Origin of the sequence: Streptomyces corchorusii (assembly GCF_001514055.1) — a bacterium.
GTDB classification, from domain to species: domain Bacteria; phylum Actinomycetota; class Actinomycetes; order Streptomycetales; family Streptomycetaceae; genus Streptomyces; species Streptomyces olivaceoviridis.
The window spans coordinates 24,113-45,612 of record NZ_KQ948381.1; the positions used below are offsets into that span (position 1 = coordinate 24,113).

At 69.5% G+C, this 21,500-nt stretch carries 17 protein-coding genes and 3 pseudogenes; 2 read left to right on the forward strand and 18 right to left on the reverse strand.

Features of this window, described 5'->3' with window-relative positions:
• Positions 1–84: 84 nt before the first annotated feature.
• Both AQJ11_RS43275 and AQJ11_RS43280 read left to right on the forward strand, forming a co-directional pair.
• The gene (locus tag AQJ11_RS43275; RefSeq protein WP_341846324.1) at positions 85–456 is read left to right on the forward strand and encodes a hypothetical protein; all 372 of its coding nucleotides are present in this window, start codon (positions 85–87) and stop codon (positions 454–456) included.
• Between the two features lie 112 nt (positions 457–568).
• The gene (locus tag AQJ11_RS43280; RefSeq protein WP_244218654.1) at positions 569–1,285 is read left to right on the forward strand and encodes an HAD family hydrolase; all 717 of its coding nucleotides are present in this window, start codon (positions 569–571) and stop codon (positions 1,283–1,285) included.
• Positions 1,286–1,413: 128 nt separating this feature from the next.
• Here AQJ11_RS43280 and AQJ11_RS48915 read toward each other — a convergent pair.
• The 18 genes and pseudogenes from AQJ11_RS48915 to AQJ11_RS43365 form a co-directional block, all read right to left on the reverse strand.
• A pseudogene (locus AQJ11_RS48915) lies at positions 1,414–1,563 on the reverse strand (IS256 family transposase); the annotation flags it as partial.
• Positions 1,564–2,063: 500 nt separating this feature from the next.
• Positions 2,064–3,899 carry a glycoside hydrolase family 15 protein gene (locus AQJ11_RS43290; protein WP_059267145.1) on the reverse strand — a complete coding sequence of 612 codons (1,836 nt, stop codon included), beginning with the start codon at positions 3,897–3,899 and terminating at the stop codon, positions 2,064–2,066.
• A gap of 1,159 nt (positions 3,900–5,058) precedes the next feature.
• Positions 5,059–6,255: an MFS transporter gene (locus AQJ11_RS43295; protein WP_059267146.1), complete on the reverse strand. Its 1,197-nt coding sequence runs from the start codon at positions 6,253–6,255 to the stop codon at positions 5,059–5,061.
• A 132-nt stretch (positions 6,256–6,387) separates the two neighbouring features.
• Positions 6,388–7,656 carry a glycosyltransferase gene (locus tag AQJ11_RS43300; protein WP_059267147.1) on the reverse strand — a complete coding sequence of 423 codons (1,269 nt, stop codon included), beginning with the start codon at positions 7,654–7,656 and terminating at the stop codon, positions 6,388–6,390.
• An 849-nt stretch (positions 7,657–8,505) separates the two neighbouring features.
• Positions 8,506–8,964, reverse strand: a pseudogene (locus AQJ11_RS53015) (transposase family protein); the annotation flags it as partial.
• Positions 8,965–9,102: 138 nt separating this feature from the next.
• The gene (locus AQJ11_RS43315) at positions 9,103–9,951 is read right to left on the reverse strand and encodes a JmjC domain-containing protein (RefSeq protein ID WP_059267149.1); all 849 of its coding nucleotides are present in this window, start codon (positions 9,949–9,951) and stop codon (positions 9,103–9,105) included.
• Between the two features lie 15 nt (positions 9,952–9,966).
• A complete protein-coding gene (locus AQJ11_RS43320; protein ID WP_059267150.1) occupies positions 9,967–11,046 on the reverse strand; it encodes an aldo/keto reductase in 1,080 nt (359 codons plus the stop codon).
• A 23-nt stretch (positions 11,047–11,069) separates the two neighbouring features.
• On the reverse strand, positions 11,070–11,822 hold the full coding sequence (locus tag AQJ11_RS43325) for an SDR family NAD(P)-dependent oxidoreductase (protein ID WP_059267151.1): 753 nt from the start codon (positions 11,820–11,822) through the stop codon (positions 11,070–11,072).
• Between the two features lie 2 nt (positions 11,823–11,824).
• Complete coding sequence (locus tag AQJ11_RS49585) at positions 11,825–12,469, reverse strand: O-methyltransferase (RefSeq protein ID WP_059267152.1); 645 nt, start codon at positions 12,467–12,469, stop codon at positions 11,825–11,827.
• A complete protein-coding gene (locus AQJ11_RS43335) occupies positions 12,466–14,301 on the reverse strand; it encodes a M3 family metallopeptidase (protein ID WP_059267153.1) in 1,836 nt (611 codons plus the stop codon). The genes AQJ11_RS49585 and AQJ11_RS43335 overlap by 4 nt, the downstream gene beginning before the upstream one ends.
• 2 nt (positions 14,302–14,303) lie before the next feature.
• Entirely contained in the window at positions 14,304–15,524 is a 1,221-nt protein-coding gene (locus AQJ11_RS43340) for an outer membrane protein assembly factor BamB family protein (protein WP_059267154.1), read from the reverse strand.
• The gene (locus tag AQJ11_RS49590) at positions 15,514–16,878 is read right to left on the reverse strand and encodes an MATE family efflux transporter (RefSeq protein ID WP_059267155.1); all 1,365 of its coding nucleotides are present in this window, start codon (positions 16,876–16,878) and stop codon (positions 15,514–15,516) included. The genes AQJ11_RS43340 and AQJ11_RS49590 overlap by 11 nt, the downstream gene beginning before the upstream one ends.
• Positions 16,879–16,883: 5 nt before the next feature.
• Entirely contained in the window at positions 16,884–18,167 is a 1,284-nt protein-coding gene (locus AQJ11_RS43350) for a tetratricopeptide repeat protein (protein ID WP_059267156.1), read from the reverse strand.
• Positions 18,168–18,172: 5 nt separating this feature from the next.
• Positions 18,173–19,144, reverse strand: coding sequence for an arginase family protein (locus AQJ11_RS43355; protein WP_079082696.1), 972 nt, complete (start codon positions 19,142–19,144; stop codon positions 18,173–18,175).
• Positions 19,145–19,225: 81 nt separating this feature from the next.
• Complete coding sequence (locus AQJ11_RS49595; protein WP_159061809.1) at positions 19,226–19,387, reverse strand: hypothetical protein; 162 nt, start codon at positions 19,385–19,387, stop codon at positions 19,226–19,228.
• Positions 19,388–19,514: 127 nt separating this feature from the next.
• Positions 19,515–20,174: a cation transporting ATPase C-terminal domain-containing protein gene (locus AQJ11_RS51980; RefSeq protein ID WP_244218655.1), complete on the reverse strand. Its 660-nt coding sequence runs from the start codon at positions 20,172–20,174 to the stop codon at positions 19,515–19,517.
• A gap of 90 nt (positions 20,175–20,264) precedes the next feature.
• Positions 20,265–20,527: pseudogene (locus AQJ11_RS43360) on the reverse strand (transposase); the annotation flags it as partial.
• 176 nt (positions 20,528–20,703) lie between these two features.
• Positions 20,704–21,498, reverse strand: coding sequence for a MerR family transcriptional regulator (locus AQJ11_RS43365; protein ID WP_059267159.1), 795 nt, complete (start codon positions 21,496–21,498; stop codon positions 20,704–20,706).
• Positions 21,499–21,500 lie beyond the last annotated feature (2 nt).

Consider the following 21,500-nt stretch of genomic DNA (forward strand, 5'->3'; position numbering starts at 1 on the left):
GCGGCAGATCATTTCAGTTGCCCACAACTCGCCCTGCGACTGATCCTGGGCACCAGGCAAGCGAAGGGGGACACGGTGGGGCTCATGCTTTTCCCCGGAGACAGCGACGTGACCAGCCCTGACGTCTCCTGGTCCTACACCGGCTTCCACATGTTCAGGCAGTGGCTGGCCGACATAGAGGGCTTCACCCTTGCTGAGATGCGCGGGTTCGGTGGAGACCGCGAGTGGAGCAGTGTCTCAACCACACTGACACCACTGCTCGACCACCCAGACGATGACGGGTCCCTGACAGCCGCTCAATGCGCAGCCATGCTGCCCAGACTGGAGGCGATCATCGATCAGCTCCGCCCCGAGGACAGCGACCTCGTTCTCCAGCGACGTGTCGACGACGCCCGCCAACTGGTCACCGTCATGAAGTACTGCCTGGGCAAAGGCGTTGATCTCCTCTTCGGCTGACTGTCGCAAGCGGTCCCCTGTCGGATCCGACCTGCGTTACGGGACATCTTTTAGGGCGTCGTTGCGTGAGAGGAGTATGTGAACTACCCTCAATTTGCGCACCAAACGATCAATGAACGCTGTCAAAGAAACCCGATTTCGGCAGGATTCAGCGTTTCCATGCGAGAGTAATGGTGAGGTTCGATTGATGTACAAGGTTGCACTTTTCGACCTGGACGGCACATTAATCAACTCGGAACACAAGAATCGAGAAGCTTGGGCGCGCCTCTTTCGCCGGCATGGCGTTCCGTACGACGACTCTGTACTGCGCAGCTTCACCGGCCGCCCAGCGAAGGAGGCCATGGCGGACCACGTCGCATCCTTTGCCGGACATAGCGTAGACGAATTGTGTGCCGAGGTGGCGGCATACGCCGCGCTCCCTGATATGCCAGCCGCCGTCACGGTTGACGGCGCAATGGAACTGCTGTACCAGTTGCAGCAAATGGGGGTGCCTCTCGGAGTGGTTACTTCAGGCCCACGCGACTACGCCGAGAGTGCGCTTGCGACCCTCGGGGCGCTGCACCTACTGGATGTGCTGATTACGGCTGACGACGTCTCCCGAGGGAAACCGGACCCGGAAGGCTACAGTGCCGCCTGTTCGGCATTGAACGTCAAGCCGAGTCAGGCAATAGTATTCGAGGACGCGCCAGCCGGCATCCTCGCGGCTAAACGTGCGGGAATTTTCTGTGTCGGCCTGACGACCACACATGACGCCGAGGCCCTCGCGGAAGCGGATGTACTCCTCAAGGATTTGACTGAGGTGCGCTGGCCGCATATTGGTCCTTCCTGAAACGGATCACGACGTCGCGTGACCGTTCGGTGGTTCGACCACACCCGCTCCCCGTGGCACACCTCGTCCGCTGCCCGGTGGGCACGCTGTGATCCGCAAAGCTCAGGGTGGGGTGCTCCTCGCGGCAGCGGCCAATTTGTTCCATTGCGGGCGTGGTGCGTGCGGCATCGCTGCCAGGACACGCCGGGCAGCACGGTGCCGATGGCATCGACCACGAGCCGGCCGACGCCGTCTTCGGCGGTCGCGACGTCCAGGCCGACGATCTCGCGGTGGCCGTCGCCGACTTCCGCGCCGGCCTGGCCGAGCGGCAACACACGTACGTGGTCGGCGTCCAGCCGCATGACGCACACCCCGATGCGCGACCTGGTCCGGCACCGGCCGCCGGCCGGTGCCTTGGTACCGGCAGCCGCCGGTGACGATGGCGGATTCGGCGGTGGTCGCCGGACGGAACGCCTTCGAGGAGGTGACCTGGCGCGAAGGCTCCCGCGGCCAGATTCGTCCCGCCCCGCGTGCGCCTCCTGGCCGAATGACCCGAGGGTGAGGACAAACCGACCCGCTTTCGGTGGTCCGACCTGCTCGTCGACACCCTCCATGACCCTGCCAAGCAGGACCCAAGCAGGACCCCGAGATCGAAGCAGACCTAACGGAGTCCTACTGGCTCATGCCCGTACTCCTGCCCTCCTGCGCCCGCTTGAGCCCTGCTGCATGCGGCCAAGGACAGGAGCATGCTCGGCCAACGCGAGCAGCTTCCGGTGAACTGCGGTCGGCGGGAGGGGCATCACGGCGTGATCCTGAGGGCGAGCGGACGTCGCTGAACCGGGCTCTCCAGAGAGAGCGCGGCATCAACGATGCCGATGTGGGAGTAGGCCTGCGGGTAGTTACCGACCTGTCGCTGCTGGTGCGGGTCCCACTCTTCGGCCAGCAGACCGACGTCGTTGCGTAGGGCGAGCAGACGCTCGAACAGGTCACGCGACTCAGCGACACGGCCGATCATCGCCAGGTCGTCGGCCAGCCAGAACGCGCAGACGAGGAACGCACCCTCATCTCCGGTCAGACCGTCGCCGCCGGCGTTGCTCCCCTCGGTCGGGTAGCGCAGGAGAAACCCGTCGGGGGTGGAGAGCTCCCGTTGAACCGCCTCGATGGTGCCGATGACCCGCTCGTCGTCGGCCGGGAGGAAACCGACCTGGGGTATCAGCAGCAGAGCGGCGTCCAACTCCTGGCTGCCGTAGTACTGGGTGAAGGTGTTGCGGCCGGGGTCGTACCCGTTGTCACACACGTCCCGGTGGATCGCGTCACGCAGGGTCCTCCAGTGATCCACGGGGCCGTCCGCGTGGCCGCCTTCGACCAGCTTGATAGCGCAGTCGACCGCTACCCAGGCCATGACCTTGGAGTGCACGAAGTGCCGGTCGGGGCCGCGGGATTCCCAGATACCCTTGTCGGGCTCATGCCAGTGAGCTTCGACGAACTGGACGAGTTTGATCAGCAGCGTGTTGCTGGTCTCGTCGCGTTCCAGGCCGAGGTGCGCCGCCAGGAGCAGGGCCTCGATCACTTCACCGTACACATCGAGTTGGCGCTGGCCTGCGGCGCCGTTGCCGATGCGTACCGGGGTCGAGTTCTCGTAGCCGGTCAGCCAGGGCAGCGTGATCTCGGGCATCTCCCGTTCCCCGGCGATCCCGTACATGATCTGGAGGTTCTCGGGGTCGCCGGCGACCGCGCGCAGGAGCCAGTCCCGCCAGGCGCGGGCTTCATCGCGGTAGCCCGCCCGCAGGAGGCACGACATGGTGATCGCGGCGTCCCTGAGCCAGACGTAGCGGTAATCCCAGTTGCGTATGCCACCGATCTCCTCGGGCAGAGAGGTGGTGGCTGCGGCGGCGATCCCTCCGGTCAGAGGGTTCGTCAGGGCCTTCAGCGTGATCAGGGAGCGGACCACAGCGTCGCGGTAGGGACCGTTGTAGGTGCAGTGGGAGGCCCAGTCCGCCCAGAACTTCTCCGTCTCCTCCAGCACCTGGAGGACCTGATCGGTGTCGAGGCTGTCGGGCGGGCCGACGTACGACGGCTGCCAGCTCAGGGTGAACGCCATGCGCTCCCCCTCGGAGAGCGTGACGTGGGAGCAGGTGGTGAGCGCTTCACCGTGCGTCTCCGCTTCGGTGTCCAGCCACACTGCGTGGGGGCCCGCCACCGCGCGGACCCGGTCGTCGTCGGTCCTGTGGACCCAGGGGACGACCTTGCCGTAATTGAACCGCAGGCGCAGGGTCGACGCGGCGGTGACGGTGCCACGGGCGGCTTCGACGATCCGGATCAGACGTGGCACCCCGCCCTCACGCGGCGGCATGAAGTCGGTGACGCGCAGGGTGCCGGTCGGGGTGTCCCACTCCGATTCCAGGAGCAGCGAGTCGCCGCGGTAGGTGCGACGGTCGGCTGGCGGGCTCTGGCCGTCGGCCCCCGCCGGGCCGATGTTCCAGAAGCCGTTGTCCTCGGTGCCGAGGAGCGCGGCGAAAACAGCCTGGGAGTCGAGCCTGGGCAGGCACAACCAGTCGATCGTCCCGTCACGGCCGACCAGCGCTGCCGTCTCCAAGTCGCCGATGAGCGCGTAGTCCTCGATAGGCCTAGCCATAGATGTCCATCCTTCAAAGGTGACCCGGCGTCGGGCCACCGCACTGTAGGGATTCCTGATTCGGCCGCCCGCGTGGCGGTGCGACCACAGATGTCGATCAGGGTGGCAGCGGCAGGGCACTGCCCCGGTCGAACAAGTCACGATGGGGGCGAGGTTGAGCGGTTGTCCTACCGCCGCGATGGCGACGGCGAGGGCGGCCGGCACCAGAAGCTCTTCCGGTTCACCAACCCTTCCCCGGATGACCGTTGAGCGCCGCGGCGTGTGGCAGGGCGAAGGCATGGCCGCGAAGCCGGACACAGGCCTCGACCGTGCTCTTCACGGCGACGGCGGGCATCGGTCATCGCCGCGGCGATGTCACCTGGCAGTGCCCCACACGTGTGAAGGTTCGCCCGTGCGCCGCCCGCGGCATCCGTTCCGCCGCCGGGGATCTGCGGCGGCCCGAGGTGAGAGGTGCGGGAACAGCAACCCGGTGCGGCCCTCGGGAGAGCTGCTCGTCGTCGGAAGCGGGCTTCGTCCCGGGGAGACCCCAGGGGCCGGCCACGTCGGCGGGACCTCGCTGACTGTGCTGGAGGTGGCCGGGTCCTCCAGCGCGGCCCGCGCCCTGCGCGCAGCGCGGCAGAGCCCAGGCGTCGTGTTCGTCGAAGGGAACCGCGGCGCCCAGAAACCGCCGCACCCCGCACGTAGGGTACGGATCGTCAAGAACCAGGTCATTGTGCAGCCTGATAGGGCAGCTGGGCAATGTGGCCGGTAAGGGCATGGGGCTTCTTCTGTTCAGAGATGGTGGGGCAGAGGTGGTGGTCGATCAGCGCGATGAACGCGCCGTGCCGGCATGCGCTTCGCTTCCCGGGCGCCGACCCGCGTCAGGTCGTTCTCGGGGCGGGTTACAGAGCCATGCGTGGGTGGCCGGCACTGTATGAGGGTGTCTGGCCACAGGCGTTGACCGCGATGAGGGACGGAAACCGGCGGGGCCTGAAGAAGTCGGACACTGGCGAAGTGGGGGCAGCCAGGTTGCTGGTGTCGACCCCGATGATGATACCGATCGCCCGTGTGCCGTGCGCTCCCTCAGGAATCAGTGACCTGACCCGGGGACCGAACCGCGCGGCGACCGAACGAAAGATTACCGTGGTGGTGCGTTGTCCGGCAGGCTTCTGGTGCCGGGTCAGGAGGAGAGATCTGCGCGCTGTGGCGCGCTCTGTCTCTCCCCACCGGGCGACTGGGCAGGTTTCGCGAGCGTGCTCGCGAGGAACAGCGGGCACGTCGCGAACGCGGTCACCAGTGCGAAGGCCGCCGGCAAGGAGGTGGCATCAGCGACGGCGCCCGTCACAGCGGGGGCGAGAAGGTTCGAGGTGTAGGTGATGGTGGCGACGCCGGCGATGTTCCGGCTCGGGTCGCCCCCATGCCCACCGGCAGCACTGAAGGTGAGGGGCAGCACGGCGGCGACGCCGGTGCCGATCAGTGCGAATCCGGCGATAACGACTGGTGGGGTGCGGCCCAACACGACCAGCGTGCCGCCTAACGCCGCGATTCCGCCGCCCAGTCGCACCGTACGGACCGGTCCCAGGCGTGTGACCACGAAGCCGCTGGCGAGCCTGGCCAGCGCCAGAGTGAAGCTGAGCCCGGTGTAACTGAGTGCAGCGATTCCCTCGGGCGCGTTCGCGGTCGAGGTCAGGTACACCGCGCTCCAGTTTCCGCTGGCTCCCTCGGCGAACACGGCGCAGAAGCCGAGAATGCCGAGGGGGAGGGTGGACAGCGGGGGAAGCGCGAAACGAGGCGGTGGCTGTCGGGCCTCGGTCGGATCCGCCTCCAGCAGATGCCTGGTGGCCAGTAGCCCGATGCCCGCCAGGACCGCGGAGGTCACAGCGAAATGCAAGCGGGCATCGATGCCGGCGCCGGCGGCGAGCGCACCGCAGCCCGAGGAGACCAGCCCTCCTACGGCCCACATGCCGTGCAGGCTGGGAATGACGGGGCGTCGCAGACGCTGCTCGACCAGCACCCCCTGCGCGTTCATCAGGACATCCGTCATACCCGAGGTCGCGCCGAATATCCCCAGGGCCAGGCACAGGGCGGGCAGGTTCGGCGCAAGCGCCGGCAGGACCAGCGAGCCACACCACAGCGGAAACAGGCACCTCAGTGCACGGGAGTTGCCCAAGCGATGGACCAGGCGGCTGGTGAAGGGCATCGCCACGAACGAGCCGAGAGCCGGGGCAAGGAGCGCCACACCAAGAGTGCTGTCGCTGAGGCCGAGGTGCTGCTGCAGCCAGGGGATTCGAGTGGCGAACGCCCCCACGACCGCGCCGTGTCCGGCGAAGACGACGGATACCCGACGACGCGATCGAAGCGACACGCGATCGGTCATGGTGATGATTAGCCCTTCTCGCTCTTGCGGTGCTGCGCCGCTGACCCGGGTGGCCGGCAGGGGCGCACAGCCACCGCAGGGGGACAGCACGCCACGAGTTTTGCGGTGCGGCGACCGCCATGATTGCGGTCGTCAGTCACCGCGAAGAGACGGCTCGACGACTGAGCTCGCGATCCGGTGCGCCTCCTTGGTGAACGCCTCGCCCCATGCCTGCCGGGGCCCGTCCATGCGCGAGGTGATGATGACCAGGTCGAAGTGCTGGTCGGGCCAGGGGGTACGCAGCCCGGACAGATGCCAGGTCGAGACGGCGGCATCGTCGCGGCTCTCTTGCCGTGCGAGCACCCCCTCATCGTAATCACACAGGAAGAGTTCGACATTCTGCCGCGGAGCGGTGGGAAGCCCCTCCGTGCCGCTTCCGAACACCGCCACCCGCTGGGTGTCCTGCGACGGGGGCAGGGTGTCCAACCCGATGGCGATCTCGTCCAGGACCTGTTGCCCGCGGGCCTGGCTTGCCCATTCCTCGAAGCGAAGCCGCTCAGTCTCGACGGAGCCGAAGATGCCCCTGTTGGTCACGGCCCAGAACAGCTCGGGGAGCAGGGAGGGGTGCTTGCGGACGAACCGGTCGCAATTCAGCATGAGGGAGGAGACGTTCGCCTCATGAGTGCGCTCGTGCGGCGCTTCGATCCCCCAGCTCTCAGGCGAGACCGTCATGGGGATGCCGTGTGCGTGCAGCCGGTAGCCGAGTTCGATGTCCTCCCCGCCCCAGCCGGTGAAGTCCTCGTCGAACCCGCCGACCCGCCAGAAGTCGGCTGCCGGCAGCGACACGTTGAGCGTCCAGAACCACAGCCAGGGCATGTGCATACGGCTTAGGTCGAAGTCGACCGCGGTGAACTCCGGAAGCCGCATGTCCTGGAACCAGGGGGCGTCCCCGACCCTTCTCACGGCCTCCTCCGGGGGGAACTCCTCGACAAGGGAGTGGAGTTCGGGGTGGGGATTCCGCGGATCGTAGCCGTAGCAGCAGCCGAGGACCACCTTGGCGGGCGCCGGCCCGGCGTGGGCGGCGAGGACCGACTGGACGTACTGCGGCCCCGCCAGGACACCGGTGTCGAGGAAGGCCAGGAGTGGCGCGGAGGCCAGGCGTGCCCCACCGTTGCGCGCGCTGGCGACTCGGTATCCGAGGTCTTCCTGGAAGACGTACTTGATGCGCAGCCGGTCCTCGTAGGACCGCACCACGTCGCGGGTGGTGTCTGTCGAGCCATCGTCGGACACCACGACCTCGAAGTCCTCGGGCGCCGTCGTCTGACGGGCCAGCGTGCCTAACGTCCGGTCGAGGAGGGCGTCTCGGTTGTATGTCGGGATGACGATCGAGAGCAGTGGCACATGGGATGTCGCACCGGGCATGGGGGCCACCTTTGCATTGATCGGATGGACTTGGGGTCGAGTTACGCATACACGCCAGGGGGAGGGGCGGCCGGGTATATCGACACCTTCCACTGAAGATGTCGGACGACGAGGTGGCTCACCACCAGATCGGCTCTGGTCGCGGGACCCGTTCCGCTCGCGCTGAGTCTACCCTCGATCCTGGATACCTGAAGCATGAAACTTCCCTTGGCGACCTCTCGTGAAGGGGTGCAGTCCTGGTTTGTGTGTCGCGACCGTGTTCGTCCCCCGTCATGGCCGAAAGAGTGTGCGAGGCACGCCAGTTGCCCAAGAGACAGGTCGCCCCACCGGCCGTCAGGAGTGCGATTCAGGACGGCACGTAGGAGCCTTCTCAACCCACGACGGAGGTGTAAACGGAGTTCTCCCCGGCGGGTTCCTCCAGCACCGCGAGAACACTCTGAACCCGCAGTCCGTCAGGGCAGGAGGGTTCGGTCTGTGACGATTGTGTGAACGAGAGTCCGGCGAACGAAGGTGTGTGCGTAGCCCAGGCCATGGCTCGGCGGACACCAGAAGACCACCAGGAACCCCAGGCCGGTCGGGACGGTCCGGACAGACGGTGGGGAGTGCCGTAGCCGGCGAAGCCGAACCAGAAGACAGTCGACACCTTCGTCTCCGAAGACGGTTATGAGCTCGTCGAGGTAGCGGACCTGTTCGCTCTCGTCACGCACCAGGTGCGGCTTGGGGGTGACACCGTCCGGCTCCATGGCCACGTACCAGTCCGAGCCGCCGCAGTCGGCCGCCCCGCCGAAGGTGCAGCAGCCGACCTCCATGATGGCCACCGGCTTGCCGGGGTGTAGGTAGCCGTAGTTACTACCGACCGCATGAGGTATCCACAAGGGGGCGGAAGGTTGAGAGGACCAGCAGGGCACGCACCAGCGCGGTCGCCCACCTCGGATCCGTGCGGGCCTTGCCCAGGACACGCCAGTTCCTCAGGTGTGCGAAGCCGTGCTCGACCGGGGCACGCACTGCGGCCAGTGTCTTGTCGGACAGCTTCTGGCCACGGGGCAGGGGCCGGTGCCGGGCGGCCTTGTAACCGGTAATCGCTGCCGGGTCGGTGTCCGGTCCGCTGCCGCCGAGCCCGACGAACCAGGTCGGCGATGGCCCCGAGGCTGGCCGCGCGGAGATGGGCGGTGAGTTGGTCGTGGCGGCAAGCGGTGATCTCCGAGGTCCGCCCGGGCCGGCCGCCGAGACCCGCAGCAGCCGGCCCCGGCTGTCGGTGAGCGCGATCACGAGCAGGCCGTGGCAGTTGTTCCTGCCCGAGTAGTTCTTGCGGTTCTCGGCCCCGGTGCGCCGCTCGGTGCTTTCCGCGGGGCGCGCGCGGCCGGCAGAGTTCGTCGGCCACCTCGCAGAAGCAGTAGCCGCGCTCGAATGCCCGGCTCTGAGTGGTGCCGGGCGGCGGTCGACGCCTCAGGCGGTGTCGGACGCCGGGCGGGCGCTCTCCTCCGTCAGGCGCCGGTGCTGGAGCGCGAGGACCGCGTCCGCGAGCACGTCGTCGCTCATCCGCTCCAGAAAGGCGCGGGTCGCGCGGGCCAGGGCGGCCGTGGCTTCGGCGCGCTGCTGAGGGGACAGTCCGGTGTGGAGGGCCGGGACCGGCTGGTGGCCGACGCCGCGGGCGCGCAGCACCTGGGCGAGGAGCGGGAGGACGGCGGCCTGGAGGGAGACGGCGGGGCAGACCAGGGACACGCTGAGCGAGTCGCCGCGGGAGACGCCGGAGTGCAGCCACAGCAGCGGGATGTAGAGCAGGTCGCCGGGGCCGACGGTGAAGCGGACGCTGTCGTCGACGGGCAGTTCGTGGGCCCCCACACCGGGGTGGTTCATCATGCGCCGTACGACGTCCTGGCGGTCCAGGTGCTGGGAGGAGGCGAGCGTCCACTCCTTCGTGCCGTTCTGCTGGAGCACGAAGTTGTCGCTGTGGTCGAAGTGGGCGCCGATGCCGCTGCGCGCGCACGTGCGGATCGCGTCGAACCAGGCCTGCGGCGCGCCGAAGACGCCCGCGAGCCGGTCCGCGCGGTCGCGCAGGTCGGTGTCGAAGCGGGAGACCTGTTCGATGAACGTCACCTCACCGGGCCGCTCCTTGACCTCCGTGCCGTCGGCGCGCGCCCGGGCCAGAGCGGCGTCGAAGTCGTCGTCGGTCCACACGCGGCCCAGCAGCTCCTTCGCCCCGCCGGGGACGTACAGGGGCCGTTTGCGCCAGTAGGCAGAGAAGAAGAGGTCGAAGTCGAAGGACGGCTGTTCGAACGGGACGTCTGACGTCATACCGGCTTCCCTTCGCTACGGAGTCGTGGGCCGCACTGCCCTCAGCTGTTCGGGACCATGGACCAGTGCCTGGATGCCGTCGGCGAGGAACGTGTACGGGTACGGGGTCGGCTGCGCGCTCGCCTCGTCGATCCGGGCGAGGTCCTCCGGCGGCAGCGAGATCTCCAGCGCGGCCAGGTTCTCCAGGAGTTGGTCGCCGGAGGAGACGCCCACGGCAACGCTGGTGATCTCCGGCTTGCTCAGGATCCAGGCCAGGGCCAGCTGTCCGGGCGTACGCCCCGTCCGCGCCGCCAGGTCGGTAAGGCACGCGATGACGCGGGGCACGACCGGGCGGAAGGGGTCGACGTCGCCGGTGGTGAAGGTCTGCGTCATCCGCCCGTCGCCGGTGATCCGCCGCTCCTCCAGGTCGACCCGGTACCGGCCGGTCAGCAGGCCGTTGGCGAGCGGCCCCCACGCGACCAGGCCGACGCCGGTGGCCTCGGTGAACGGGAAGAACTCGTGCTCGATCGTCCGCTCCAGCGCGTTGTAGTTGAGCTGGACCGCCGCCGGGACGGGCCAGCCCCGCCACCGGGCGACGGCCTCGGCCTGACCGGCGTACCAGCCCGGCACGTTGCTCAGCCCGACGTAGCGGATCTTCCCGGCGGAGACCAGGTCCGCTGCCGCGGCCAGGCTCTCCTCGACCGGGGTGACGCCGTCCCACAGATGCAGGTAGAGCAGGTCGATGTGGTCGGTGCCGAGGCGGCGCAGCGACCGCTCCACGGACGCGACCACGTTGCGGCGGCTGCATCCGCCGGAGTTCACGTCCCTCGGGTCGGTGCGGTACCCGCACTTGGTGGCGATCACCACCTGGTCCCGCGCGGACCGGCGGCGCAGCGCCTGGCCGAGCCAGGTCTCGCTCTCGCCGCGGTTGTAGACGTTCGCGGTGTCGAAGAAGTTGATGCCGTGGTCGAGGGCGACGCCGAGCAGCGTGTCCGCCTCCGCGGCCGGCATGGTCCAGCGCGGCCCCCATTGCGAGCCGAAGGTGGCCACGCCGAGAGCGATGTTCGACACCTTCAGCCCGGTGCGGCCCAGCAGACGGTACGTCATCTTGGTCATACGGCGCTCCTCGCCCCCCCGGCTCAGATCAGCGAGCCGGCGGAGCCGCCGTCGAGCCGGCACAGCATGCCGTTGGCCGCCCGCCCGAGGCCCGCGAGGTACTGGACGCTGCGGTAGCACGCGTCGAAGTCGATCAGCTCCTCGATGACCAGGTCCGGGTTGGACTTGCGCAGGAACACCCGGGTGATCTCGGCCTCGTCGACGCCGCGGCGGGCGGCGACCCGCTGGAGCTGCGCCACCTTGTCCGGATCGGCCAGCGGGCCCAGCAGCAGGGTGGCGACGGCCGTGTTGCGGGAGCGGCAGGCGTCGGCGAGGGAGCCGGTGAGTACGCGTAGCGCGGCCTTGCTCGCCGCGTACGCGCCGGAGTCGCGGTCGGCGTGGAACATGGACTCCGAGTTGATGACGACGACCGAGGTGAACCGGGTGTCGGGGGTGGCGGCCAGCAGGTCCAGGGTCAGCCGGTAGGGGGCGAGGGCGTTGACCCGGAAGACGTCCTCCAACTCGGCCAGGGACAGTTCGTGAGCGGGGCGGGGCGGGTAGCTGACGGCGTTGTGGACGATGAGGTCGGGTGCCTCACCGAGCCGGTCCGTGATCCACTTGAGGGTCTCGGGCCGGGACAGATCGGCCTGGAGGTGGTCGACGCCGGGTGTGGCGGGGGTCTCCGACGCGGGGCGGCGTCCGAGACCGGTCACCTTCCAGCCGTCGGCGGCGAGCCGGGCGGCCAGGTGGGCGCCGAGACCGTGGCTGCTTCCGGTGACGAGGGCGTGCTGGGCCATGTCTATTCCTTGACGCTCACCAGGAGACCGCTCTGGGTCCCGACGAATGCGGAGAACAGCCGGGTGCTGCGCCCGACCGCGCGGTTGTAGCGGTGGATGGCCTTCGCCTCGCGGTCCTCCTCGGACCCCTCGGTGCGTTCGGCGGTGAAGTCGCCCTGGGCGAAGGCGTCGTCGGCGATCAGCACGCCGCCGGGTTCCAGCAGCGGGTAGCACAGCCGGAGGTAGTCGGGGTACGACTTCTTGTCGGCGTCGATGAAGACCAGGCCGACGCTCCCGGGCGGCACGGTCTCCAGGTAGGCGCAGGCGTCGCCGACGACGATGTCCACCCGGTCCTCGACCCCGGCGGTGCGCAGATTGCGGCGGGCGGCCTCGGCGGCCCGCGGGTCGATCTCCAGCGTGGTCACCCGCCCGCCCTCGGGCAGGCCGCGGGCCAGGTGGATGGTGGAGTAGCCGAACAGCGTCCCGATCTCCAACACCTGCCGGGGCCGGCGCAGCAGGGTGAGCAGTTGCAGGACGCGGCCCGCGTTGTCGTCGACCTGGATGGTCGGCAGCCGGTCGTCGAGCAGGGAGCGCCGCAGGATGCCGTCGAGCACCTCCTCGCGGGGGCCGAGGACGGCGCGGATGTAGCCGTGCGGGATCGTCGTCACGCGTCTGCTCCCGGGTGCTGGGCGCCGCGGGTCCCGGCCGGCGCCGAGGGCGCGGTGCCGTCGTGGAGGCGGGCGGCGTCGTAGAAGGCGAACAGGGCCTCGCTGTCCGGCCGGGTGGTGGGTGCCTCGAAGTCGAAGCAGGGCAGGAATAGTTCGGGTGCCTGGTCGGGCGTGACGTCCGCGAGGGGTGTGCGGTGGAAGGGGGCGAACTTCTGGGCGCTGTCCGCGGCGCCGAAGAGATAGGCGAAGTTGGCGCCGGGGTTGGCGGTGAACATGGGCCAGGTGAAGTAGCCGGGGAAGTCGCCCAGGGTGCAGTGGCGGCCGATGCCGAACCGCTCGTCCAGGCGCCGGAAGGAGTCCGCGAGGCCGCCGTCGGCGCGCCGGTGGACGTCGAAGTCCAGCAGGGCCAGCACGGCGCGCTCCAGGTAGGTGCGCCGGTACTCGATCATCTTGATGCGGCGGCACAGGGCCAGTCCGTCCTCCGCGGCCGGGGTGAGGGAGAGGTACCGGGCCAGGTCGGGGTGGTAGGCCCACTTCTCGCACCACATGCTGAGGTGCTCCAGCCGTTCCAGGGGCAGGTACTCCAGGCCGGACCGGTTGGAGATCCGCTTGCGGATCAGCAGGTGGTTCAGGGCGTGCCCGAACTCGTGGAAGAGGCTGTGCATGTTCTGGAAGGTGATCCGTCCCCCGCCGTCGGCTCCCGGCCGGAACCGGCAGGAGACGTAGGCGACCGGCCGCTGCACCACGCCGCTCCAGTCGGTGCGGTTGCGGATGCCCTTGGTGTGGTTGGCCCCGATCGTCTTGTTCCCGGTGTCCCACAGATCGAAGTTGATGTAGCCGACCTCGCCGTGCTCGGAGCGGACGGCGACGGTGACGACCTGGGCGGCGCCGGTCGCCTGCCGGGTGAGGGTGAGGCCGAAGACGTGCCGGGCGACGGTGAAGATGTAGTCGAGGCAGTCGTCGAGGTCGAACATCGGCGGCTTGGCCCCGCCGGTCGCCGTACGGACGCTGTGCGCGAAGTGGGCGAACGGCTCGTCGCCCGCATCGGGGCACAACTGCCTTATCTCCTTCTCCAGTTCGGTGTGGGCGGTCAACGCACGTGCCAGGTGGCGCTCCAGGAAGGCGGCCACGTCGGCCTCCTCGACGGCGCACTTGGTGAACGTCCGCGCGAGCACGCTGGGGTGGCCCTGCGCGGCGCTCTGCCGGCGCCGCGCCTCGATCATCCCGTCGACCAGGCCGAGCAGCCGCGGCAGATGCGCGTCGCGCGCGCCCTGCCAGGCCCGGGCGAGCTTGCCGCGGGTGGCGGGGCTGCCGACCTGGCTGGAGAGCTTGTAGAACACGGCCGACGGGGTGCCCGATCCGGCGGGTGTGCCCAGGCGCTCCAGCAGCCGGGCCTGGTCGCGTTGGACGTCGTCGAGGACGCCCTTGGCCTCGGTGAGCAGGCCGTCGAGCTCCTCCTCGATGGCAATGTCCGCGGGCTCCTGCTTGGCGCTCAGCTGGGCGACGTAGGCGAGTCGGGACTCCTCCGCCTCCGGGTCCGGGCAGCGCAACAGCAACAGCTTCTCCAGGATCCGCCGGTCCAGCTCCGGGTCCTTGTGGAAGGCGTCACGCCAGGGCAGCAGGCGCTCGAAGTCGACGAACTCGTCGTTGGCCTCCAGGTAGAGGAAGATGTAGGCGACGTTGTTGTAGATCGAGGTGATCTCGACCAGGGTCTCCTGGGTCAGCCGCGGCTCGGCCACGATCTCCCGGAGCCGGCTCATCATCGCCTCCAAGGCCCCCTCCATGGCGGTGAGGCTCTCCCGGTCCGGCGCCAGAACGGGGTCTACGGACATGGTCACTCCTCGTCGCACGGCTGGAACAGGAACTGGTAGAGGTCGCCCCCGTACGACGCGGCGTACATGCTGCCCGAGGCGGCCGCGATCGGGGTGATGTCCAGGGCCGGTTCGTGGTCGGGCAGGCCGAGCACCTGGCTGCTCTCCCACAGGAACCGGCCGTCTTCGCGAGCGAGGCACACGATGTTGCCGCGTTCGGCCGTCGCCACGAAGTTCCCGTCGGGCAGCACCGTGAGCGAGGTGTACGAGCGGGGCGCGCCCTGGGGTGAGGTCCACCGCATCTCGCCCGAGGAGGTCAGACCGGTGACCGTGCCGAGCTGGGTGCCGACGGCCAGGACGTCCCCGGAGACCGCCGGACTGCCGGTGATCTTGGCTCCGAGGCGGACCTCCGCCTCGGGGCGGCCGGTCTTGGCGTCGAGGAGGACGCAGCGCCCGTCGACCGGGCAGACGGCCAGCCGGCCGGTCTCGTGCAGCAGCGCGGGCGACGCCTTGACGGGGTGGCCGATCTCTTGCCGCCACACCTCGGTGCCGTCCGCGGCCAGGGCGACGACGTGTTCCCCGCTGCACAGTACGGCGGTGTCGTCGGCGGCGGGGACGGGGCTGGCGTAGGGGTCGCGGTAGGCGGCGACGCCGCCGTGGGCCGCCGACCAGGGGCGGGGCAGCGGGCGGTCGTACACGAGCTCGCCGGTGCCGAGGGCGAGGCCCAGGCAGCGGCTGTGGAAGGCCGCCACCACGAGCAGGTCGGCGCCCGGCAGCACGGTGGGCGTGGCGAAGACGGGGGACTCGGCCTTGCGCGACCACACCAGGGTGCCGCGCAGATCGAAGCAGGTGATCAGCCCGCTGGTCGTGGCGACGATGACATGGCGGCGCGCCTGGTCGACGACGAGGGAGGCGTACACCGAGCGGTCCAGGCGGCGTTCCCAGTAGACCTTGCCGAGGCCGGTGTCGAAGAACCGCAGCCGCCCGTCGTCACTGGCGACCACCACGCCGACGCCGGCGACAACGGCGGGCGTGGAGCTGACCGGAACGGGGACGGTCTGACCGAGGTGGGCGCTGTCGTGGGTGAGGCGCCGGTGTGCGCAGACGGCGGGCTCCCGGTCCCAGTGGAAGGCGCCGCCGCCGCGGCCGGGCAGCACCGACTTGACCGGGTCGTGCCGGAAGGCAGGGAGAGGAGACGAGTCGGCCGGCAGGCCGGGCGAGCCGGCCGGGAGGCTACTGGGCAAGGCTCATCTCGCTTTCCGCTCGGTCCGCACCGGGCCGGCCGGTGCGGCGCAGCGCACGCCAGAAGACGAACGCGAGGACGGCGGTGGGGATGCCCTTGCAGGCGACGGCGAGGAAGGTGGAGTCCAGGGCGAACACCGAGTACCAGGCGAGGGGGATGGTCAGCAGGTACGTCACCGCGGTCGAGGAGACGAACAGCAGCCCGCCGCGCTGCTGGACCGTGAGCATTTCGCCGAAGATCTGCTCGAAGAAGTAGGCGGGGACGTACAGCAGATAGGCGAGGAGCAGGTTGCGCGCGAGGTCCCGGTCGAGGCCGGGGCTGGCGAAGGCGTCGACCAGCCAGGGCGCGGCCAGCGCGGTGACGGCGGTCGCCACCGCGGTGGGTACGGCGGCGTACAGGCGCATCTTGCGCACCGTGCGGGTGAGGTCGTCCGCGCCGCGGCCCAGGGCGTAGCCGTAGAAGACGAAGGACCCGGCGAAGCAGGCCTGCGGGACCCGGCAGAACAGGGTGTAGATCTTGGTGGCCACGGCGGCGGCGGCCAACTGAACCACGCCAAGCGTGCCGATGAACAGCAGTGGGATGGTCGTGCCCAGGTAGTCGTTGAAGTGGCGCAGTCCGATGCCGGGTGCGGTGCGGGCCATCGAGCGGAACTCGGTGAGGACCTCCAGGCGTCGGGGACGTACGAAGCGGTCTGGTCGGGTGCGCAGCCGACGGACCAGGACGATGCCGCCGGTGGTGGCCATGGCCGCCTGAGCGACCAGGGTGGACGCGGCGACGGCCTGGGCCGGGGAGGCGAACAGGCGGGCCGCACCGGTGTCCAGGAAGACCCAGTTGAACAGGGCGTTCACCGCGAGGCCGAAGACCAGGTTGACGGCCGACAGGTTCTTCAGGCCGCAGATCTTCAGCGACTCGCTGATGACGATGTAGCCGAGGACCAGGGCGATGCCGTAGGTGCGGACCTGAACGTAGTCGCCGACCAGTGGGATCAGTTCGGCCTTCTGCCCGGTGGCCCGCATCAGCGGCTCGATGCCCAGGCCGAGGGCGATGCCGAGGAGCTGGCAGGGGATCAGCAACAGCAGCAGGGCGGTGCCAAGCACCGGCAGGCGGTGGCTGGTCCGCTGCTCGCCCTCGGCCATGGCGAGCCGGCTGCTGAAGACGTCGACGACGCCGATGAAGACGGCGTAGATGGCCGAGATCAGCACATCCGCCTGGCCGACGGCCGCCGCCTGGTCCAGGCCCTTCGGCGCGACCATGATGAGGTCGAGGGCGCCGAACCCCACCGAGACCACGCCCAGACCGAAGACGACCGAGGTGTAGCCGGTGTAGTTCCGTACGGTGAACCGGGTGTGCTCCATGGCGGCTACCGGTCCCCCGCCTGTGGGCCGGCGCCGCGGGTGCCGTCGTGGCCCAGCCGCTCCAGCGCGGCCTGGAACTGGTGGCGGGAGGTGTCGTCGCCCAAGCCGTCGGCCAGGTCGAGGCCGTCGCGCAGTACCTGCTCGTCGTCGGGGGCGAGGCGGGCCAGGTCCCGGTGGAGGGCGAGGGCGCGGTCGGCGGCGCCGGCCTTCCGGTGGCAGCCTGCCGCGCGCAGCATGTGGTGGCCGACGTACGGGGGACCGGCCGCGACCGCCTGCTCGTACAGCTCGGCTGCCTGCTCGGGTCGGCCGAAGGCGGCGTAGGCCTCGGCGAGTTCGCCGTAGCTGGGGGCCCAGGCCGGGTCGAGGGCGATCAAGGCCCGCCCCGCCTCCTCGGCCCGGTCGAGGTCGCGCGTGAGGTACATGTGCTCCTTGAGCGAGGACTCGTGGTACGTCTTCAGGAAGTGCGTCTCGTAGGCGCGGGGGCGGCGCGCCATGGTGTCCTCGGCGGCCTCCCGCGCGTACTCCATGTAGCGGCGGGTGGTCTCCGCCTCGCCGACGGCGGCCGGGACCATGGCGAGGGCGCGGTACCAGGAGGAGATCGCTCCGGGGTCGAGCCGGTCGTGTGTCTCGGCCAGCCGGGCACCGGTGGCGTGGAACCACTCGTACTCCGCCTCCGGCAGCTCCTTGCGCTTGAGGTACCAGACGACGGCCTGTGAGCAGGCGTCCAGGACGCGGTCCTCGGGCACCTCGCCGGTCTCGGCGGCCTCGCGCATGCGGTCGAACTGGCGGGGCGAGTCGGCGCCGTCGTCGCGCCGGTTGGTGACGACGAAGGCGAGCATGGAGGCTTCGAACCGCTCGCGCGGTGTGGCGGCCCTGGCGTAGGCGTCGGCGAGCAGGCGTTCGGCGGGGTCGAAGCGGGAGACGCTGATCAGCGCGGCCGCGGTGTTGACCAGGGCGGTCACCGGGAGGTCGGCCGCGTCGCGGACGAGTGCGGCCAGCCGTTCGACCGGTTCCGTCGGCCGGTGGCTCAGGTCGGCCAGGGAGTCGTAGGACAGGCCGGCGAGGAGGGCGGCCTCGTGCAGGACGTTGGGTTCGAAGACCTGGGCGAGCAGGTAGCCGAAGCGATCGAGCCGCAGGTCGGCGTACTGCTCCGCACAGGCCCGGGAGAACAGGTCGGCCGGCCGGCCGGGGCCGGTGGTGTACTCCAGCCCGAGCAGGGTTTCCTGGAAGGTGTTGGCCTGGACCTCGACCGTCTCGAACGCGATCCGGTCCGGGGTTGCTCCGCTCATCGTCGTCACGCCCTCTCTGCCGCTTGGCGGCACGCCCAGTTGAGAAGATGCAGGAACACCAGTACGGCGCGGCCGGCATCCGAGAGCGTGGTGGCGTCGCGGGCGTCGGCGGGGGCGGCGAACTCCACCAGGTCGAAGCCGACGAGCCGGTTGTCCCGGAGCACCCAGTCGATGAGGCGCAACAGGTCCCGGGTGCCCAGGCCGGCCTCCGCCGGATAGCCGGTGGAGGACATCACCGAACGGTCCAGGACGTCGATGTCGACGGTGAGGTAGACGTCGGTGCCGGTGCCGAGGGCGGCCCGGAAGGCTTCGAGGTCGTCGAGTTCCGGGGCCAGCAGCGGCAGTTGCAGTCCGACGCCGTGGAGGTAGCCGTCCAGGCCGTCGGCGCTGTCGGCCTCCACCGTGGCGTACGGCGCCACCCCGACCTGGAAGAGACGCTCGGGTCCGACCAGGTCGGACACGTGGGACATCACGTTGGTGTTGAAGACCGGGTCCCGGGGGACGTCCCGGGTCGGTGCGCCGTCCCAGATCTGGAGGTCCAGGTGATGGTCGAACTGGACGACCGTGAAGGGGCGCCGGCGCCGCTTCCACAGCGCCTGGACGACCGGCAGGGTGACCGTGTGATCGCCGCCGATCACCGCGGGGACGGTGCCGGCGGGCAGTGCGGCGATCACCTGGGCGAGTGCCTCCTGGGCGTCGGCGAGCGTCATGCCGTCGAAGAGCACGTCGCCGATGTCGACCGCGCGTTCCAGGGGGACGCGCCCGTTGCGCAGTTGGACGATTCCGGGCTGTTCCGTACCCCAGGTATGCGCTTTGGAAAGCGTCCGGAGAAAGAAGGGGCCGTTTTCGGCCCCTTGGTGGGCGCTGCCGAGGGAATAGCCGGAACCGACGACCGCCGCGGCGGCGTCCAGCGGCACTGCGTCGGGCGCGACCGTTCTCAGCCCGGCGAACGCGGTTTTCGTCCGCAGTCTTGGCACGTCAGCACAATTCCTTCGGGAATCCGGAGCAGTTCGCGGACGGAGGGAGCGGCCGGAGCCGCTCCCTCCTGGGTGCCTTGGTCAGCGCTCGCCGAGGATCGCGTCCAGCTCGGCGTCGACCTCCAGCTCCTCGCCGAGGCTGCTGATCACGGCCTCGGTCTCCATGGCCTCCGCCTCGAAGAAGACCTCCGCGTTGGCGGCGCGGAAGAAGGCGGGCTTCTTTTCCAGGGTGTACTTCGACATGGCTGCACTCCTTACTGTCGGGCAAACAGAGGAAAAGGCCTTGCCGATCGGCGATCGGCGGCCCATGTGCTGCACGTACTTGCCGCGGATGCGACGAAGAAAGCGTTGGCGATCACCTGTCCGGCCGTCAAGGATCACGAACCGGCCGGGCTGTTTGCCGCCACTTCAAGCGTCTATTTTTCGCCATACTGAAAGGGTGCGATTGTCTCAAATCGAAGACCTGCACCTCGGCACGGGCCGTCTTCCGGCTCACGCGGGCGACGATCGGCGCCCCGGCGCAAGTGGGCCCGATCCGCTCGCTCGTCGGCCTGGCCACTACGGCCGGGAAGCCGCCCCTCGTCCGCCGTACGCGGCCAGTTCGGCCAGCAGCACCGTTGACGCGGTCCCGAGGCAGACGGCTCACTGGCCCGGTTCCAGTGGGACGGTGCCGAACACAGAACGGGCCCAGGGCAGATACCGCAGCCACCTGTACGGCCAGCACGCCCCCGAGGCACCACCACAGGACGCGGTTGCGGATTTGGTGGCGGCCGAACAACGCAGCGTCCTCGGCGCTCAGGTGAACGCTCATGGTCACGGCCGTGGCGTGGCCGAGCGACGACAGGATTACGGCGAGCAGGACCACGGTTCCGCCCGCCATCACGGCTTCTGCCCGGAGGACGGCCAGGAGCCTGCGGGCGTTGAGGATCCGTTTCTGCGGGTCGCGTGGTGGACGGCGCATGAGGTCGTCACGGACCGGGTCCACAGCCAGGGCCATGTCGGATGGCCCGTCCATGACGGGGTTTGCCAACCGGACACTGTAACGAGGGTGGTTGGGATTACTGACGGGCTGCGGAGAGTCGGCCGTCGAAGGTGATGTCGAAGGCGTTCAGGGCGGTTTCCACGCGTTCTCCCACAGCTTCACGATCACCGGATACTTCTTGCCCCAGATGTCGGCGAACTCGGCGAACCGCTTGAGTGCGGCCTCCTCGGTCGACGCGGTGCAGCCGGGCTTGAGGAGCTTGGCGATCTTGTCCCAGTCCTGGCGGGCGGCATGCGGAAGGAATTCCGCAGCAGGTGGACCACGCAGGTCCGCACCACCGTGCGGGGCCAGACGGTCTCGACCGCGTCCGGCAGTCCTTTGAGGCCGTCGCAGACGAGCAATGCCCTGGCTGGTCTCGGCGACGACGTTTGCCGAGGTCTTCACGCTCTGCGCGTCCACTACGGCCGCGGTGGGCTCCGCGCTGCGGCCGTGAGCCCCCCGGGCCTTGTCGCGTGAACCAGACGTCCTCTAAGGCATGCGCCCCGTCGTTCCAGGACTCCGCACCGCACTGACCGCTTCAGGTGACACGGAAGACCGGCCAGCCGATCTCGGTGCGCCACGCAGCGGGATCGCTTGTGTCGCGAGGGCCGACAACGTAGACCTCCCGCACCGGCCCGGCCACCGACATTGCGTTCTCCACCACCCAGGTCCCGAGTTCGCCGTACGTGACCTCGATGCCGTCGTGCTCGCCGACATGGGTGGTGACGGCCAGTTCCGCGGCCGGCAGAATCGCGGGGTGCACGCGCCCGGTGCGAGGCGGCGCAGCGGTCGGCAGGTAGACGACCGCGCGACCGCGCTCCTGCTCGAAAAGGGCGTTGTCGTAGCTACCGCCCGGCGGTCCGGTCACGGCTGCGCCGACGGCCGCCTCCAATTCGGCCATCGCGCCTGCGTACCAGGTCGCGACGTCGCGATGCCCGACCACGGCCTCCACCGCCGCGACCGTCCGGGCGGGCTCCGCACGCAGCTCGACGTCGATCGGCGCGGGGTCGGGCCGGAGCAGGCGGCGCAGCGACACGACCGCGGCCCGGGTGCGGTCGAGCACGTCCTCAAGGCGTTGCAGGTGGTCCGTGACCAGGGCCGCCCGGACATCGGGGTCGGGGGTCCGCAGGATCCGCCGCACATCGCTCAGGGGGACGTCGAGCTCGCGGAGCCGGTGGATGACCTGCGCGGTTGGGATTTGGTCGACGCCGTAGTAGCGGTAACCGGTGGTCTCGTCCACCACGGCGGGTTCCAGCAAGGCCGCCTCGTGATACCGGCGCAGGGTCCGTACGCTCAAGTGGGTCAGACGCGAGAACTCCCCGATGGTCAGCATCC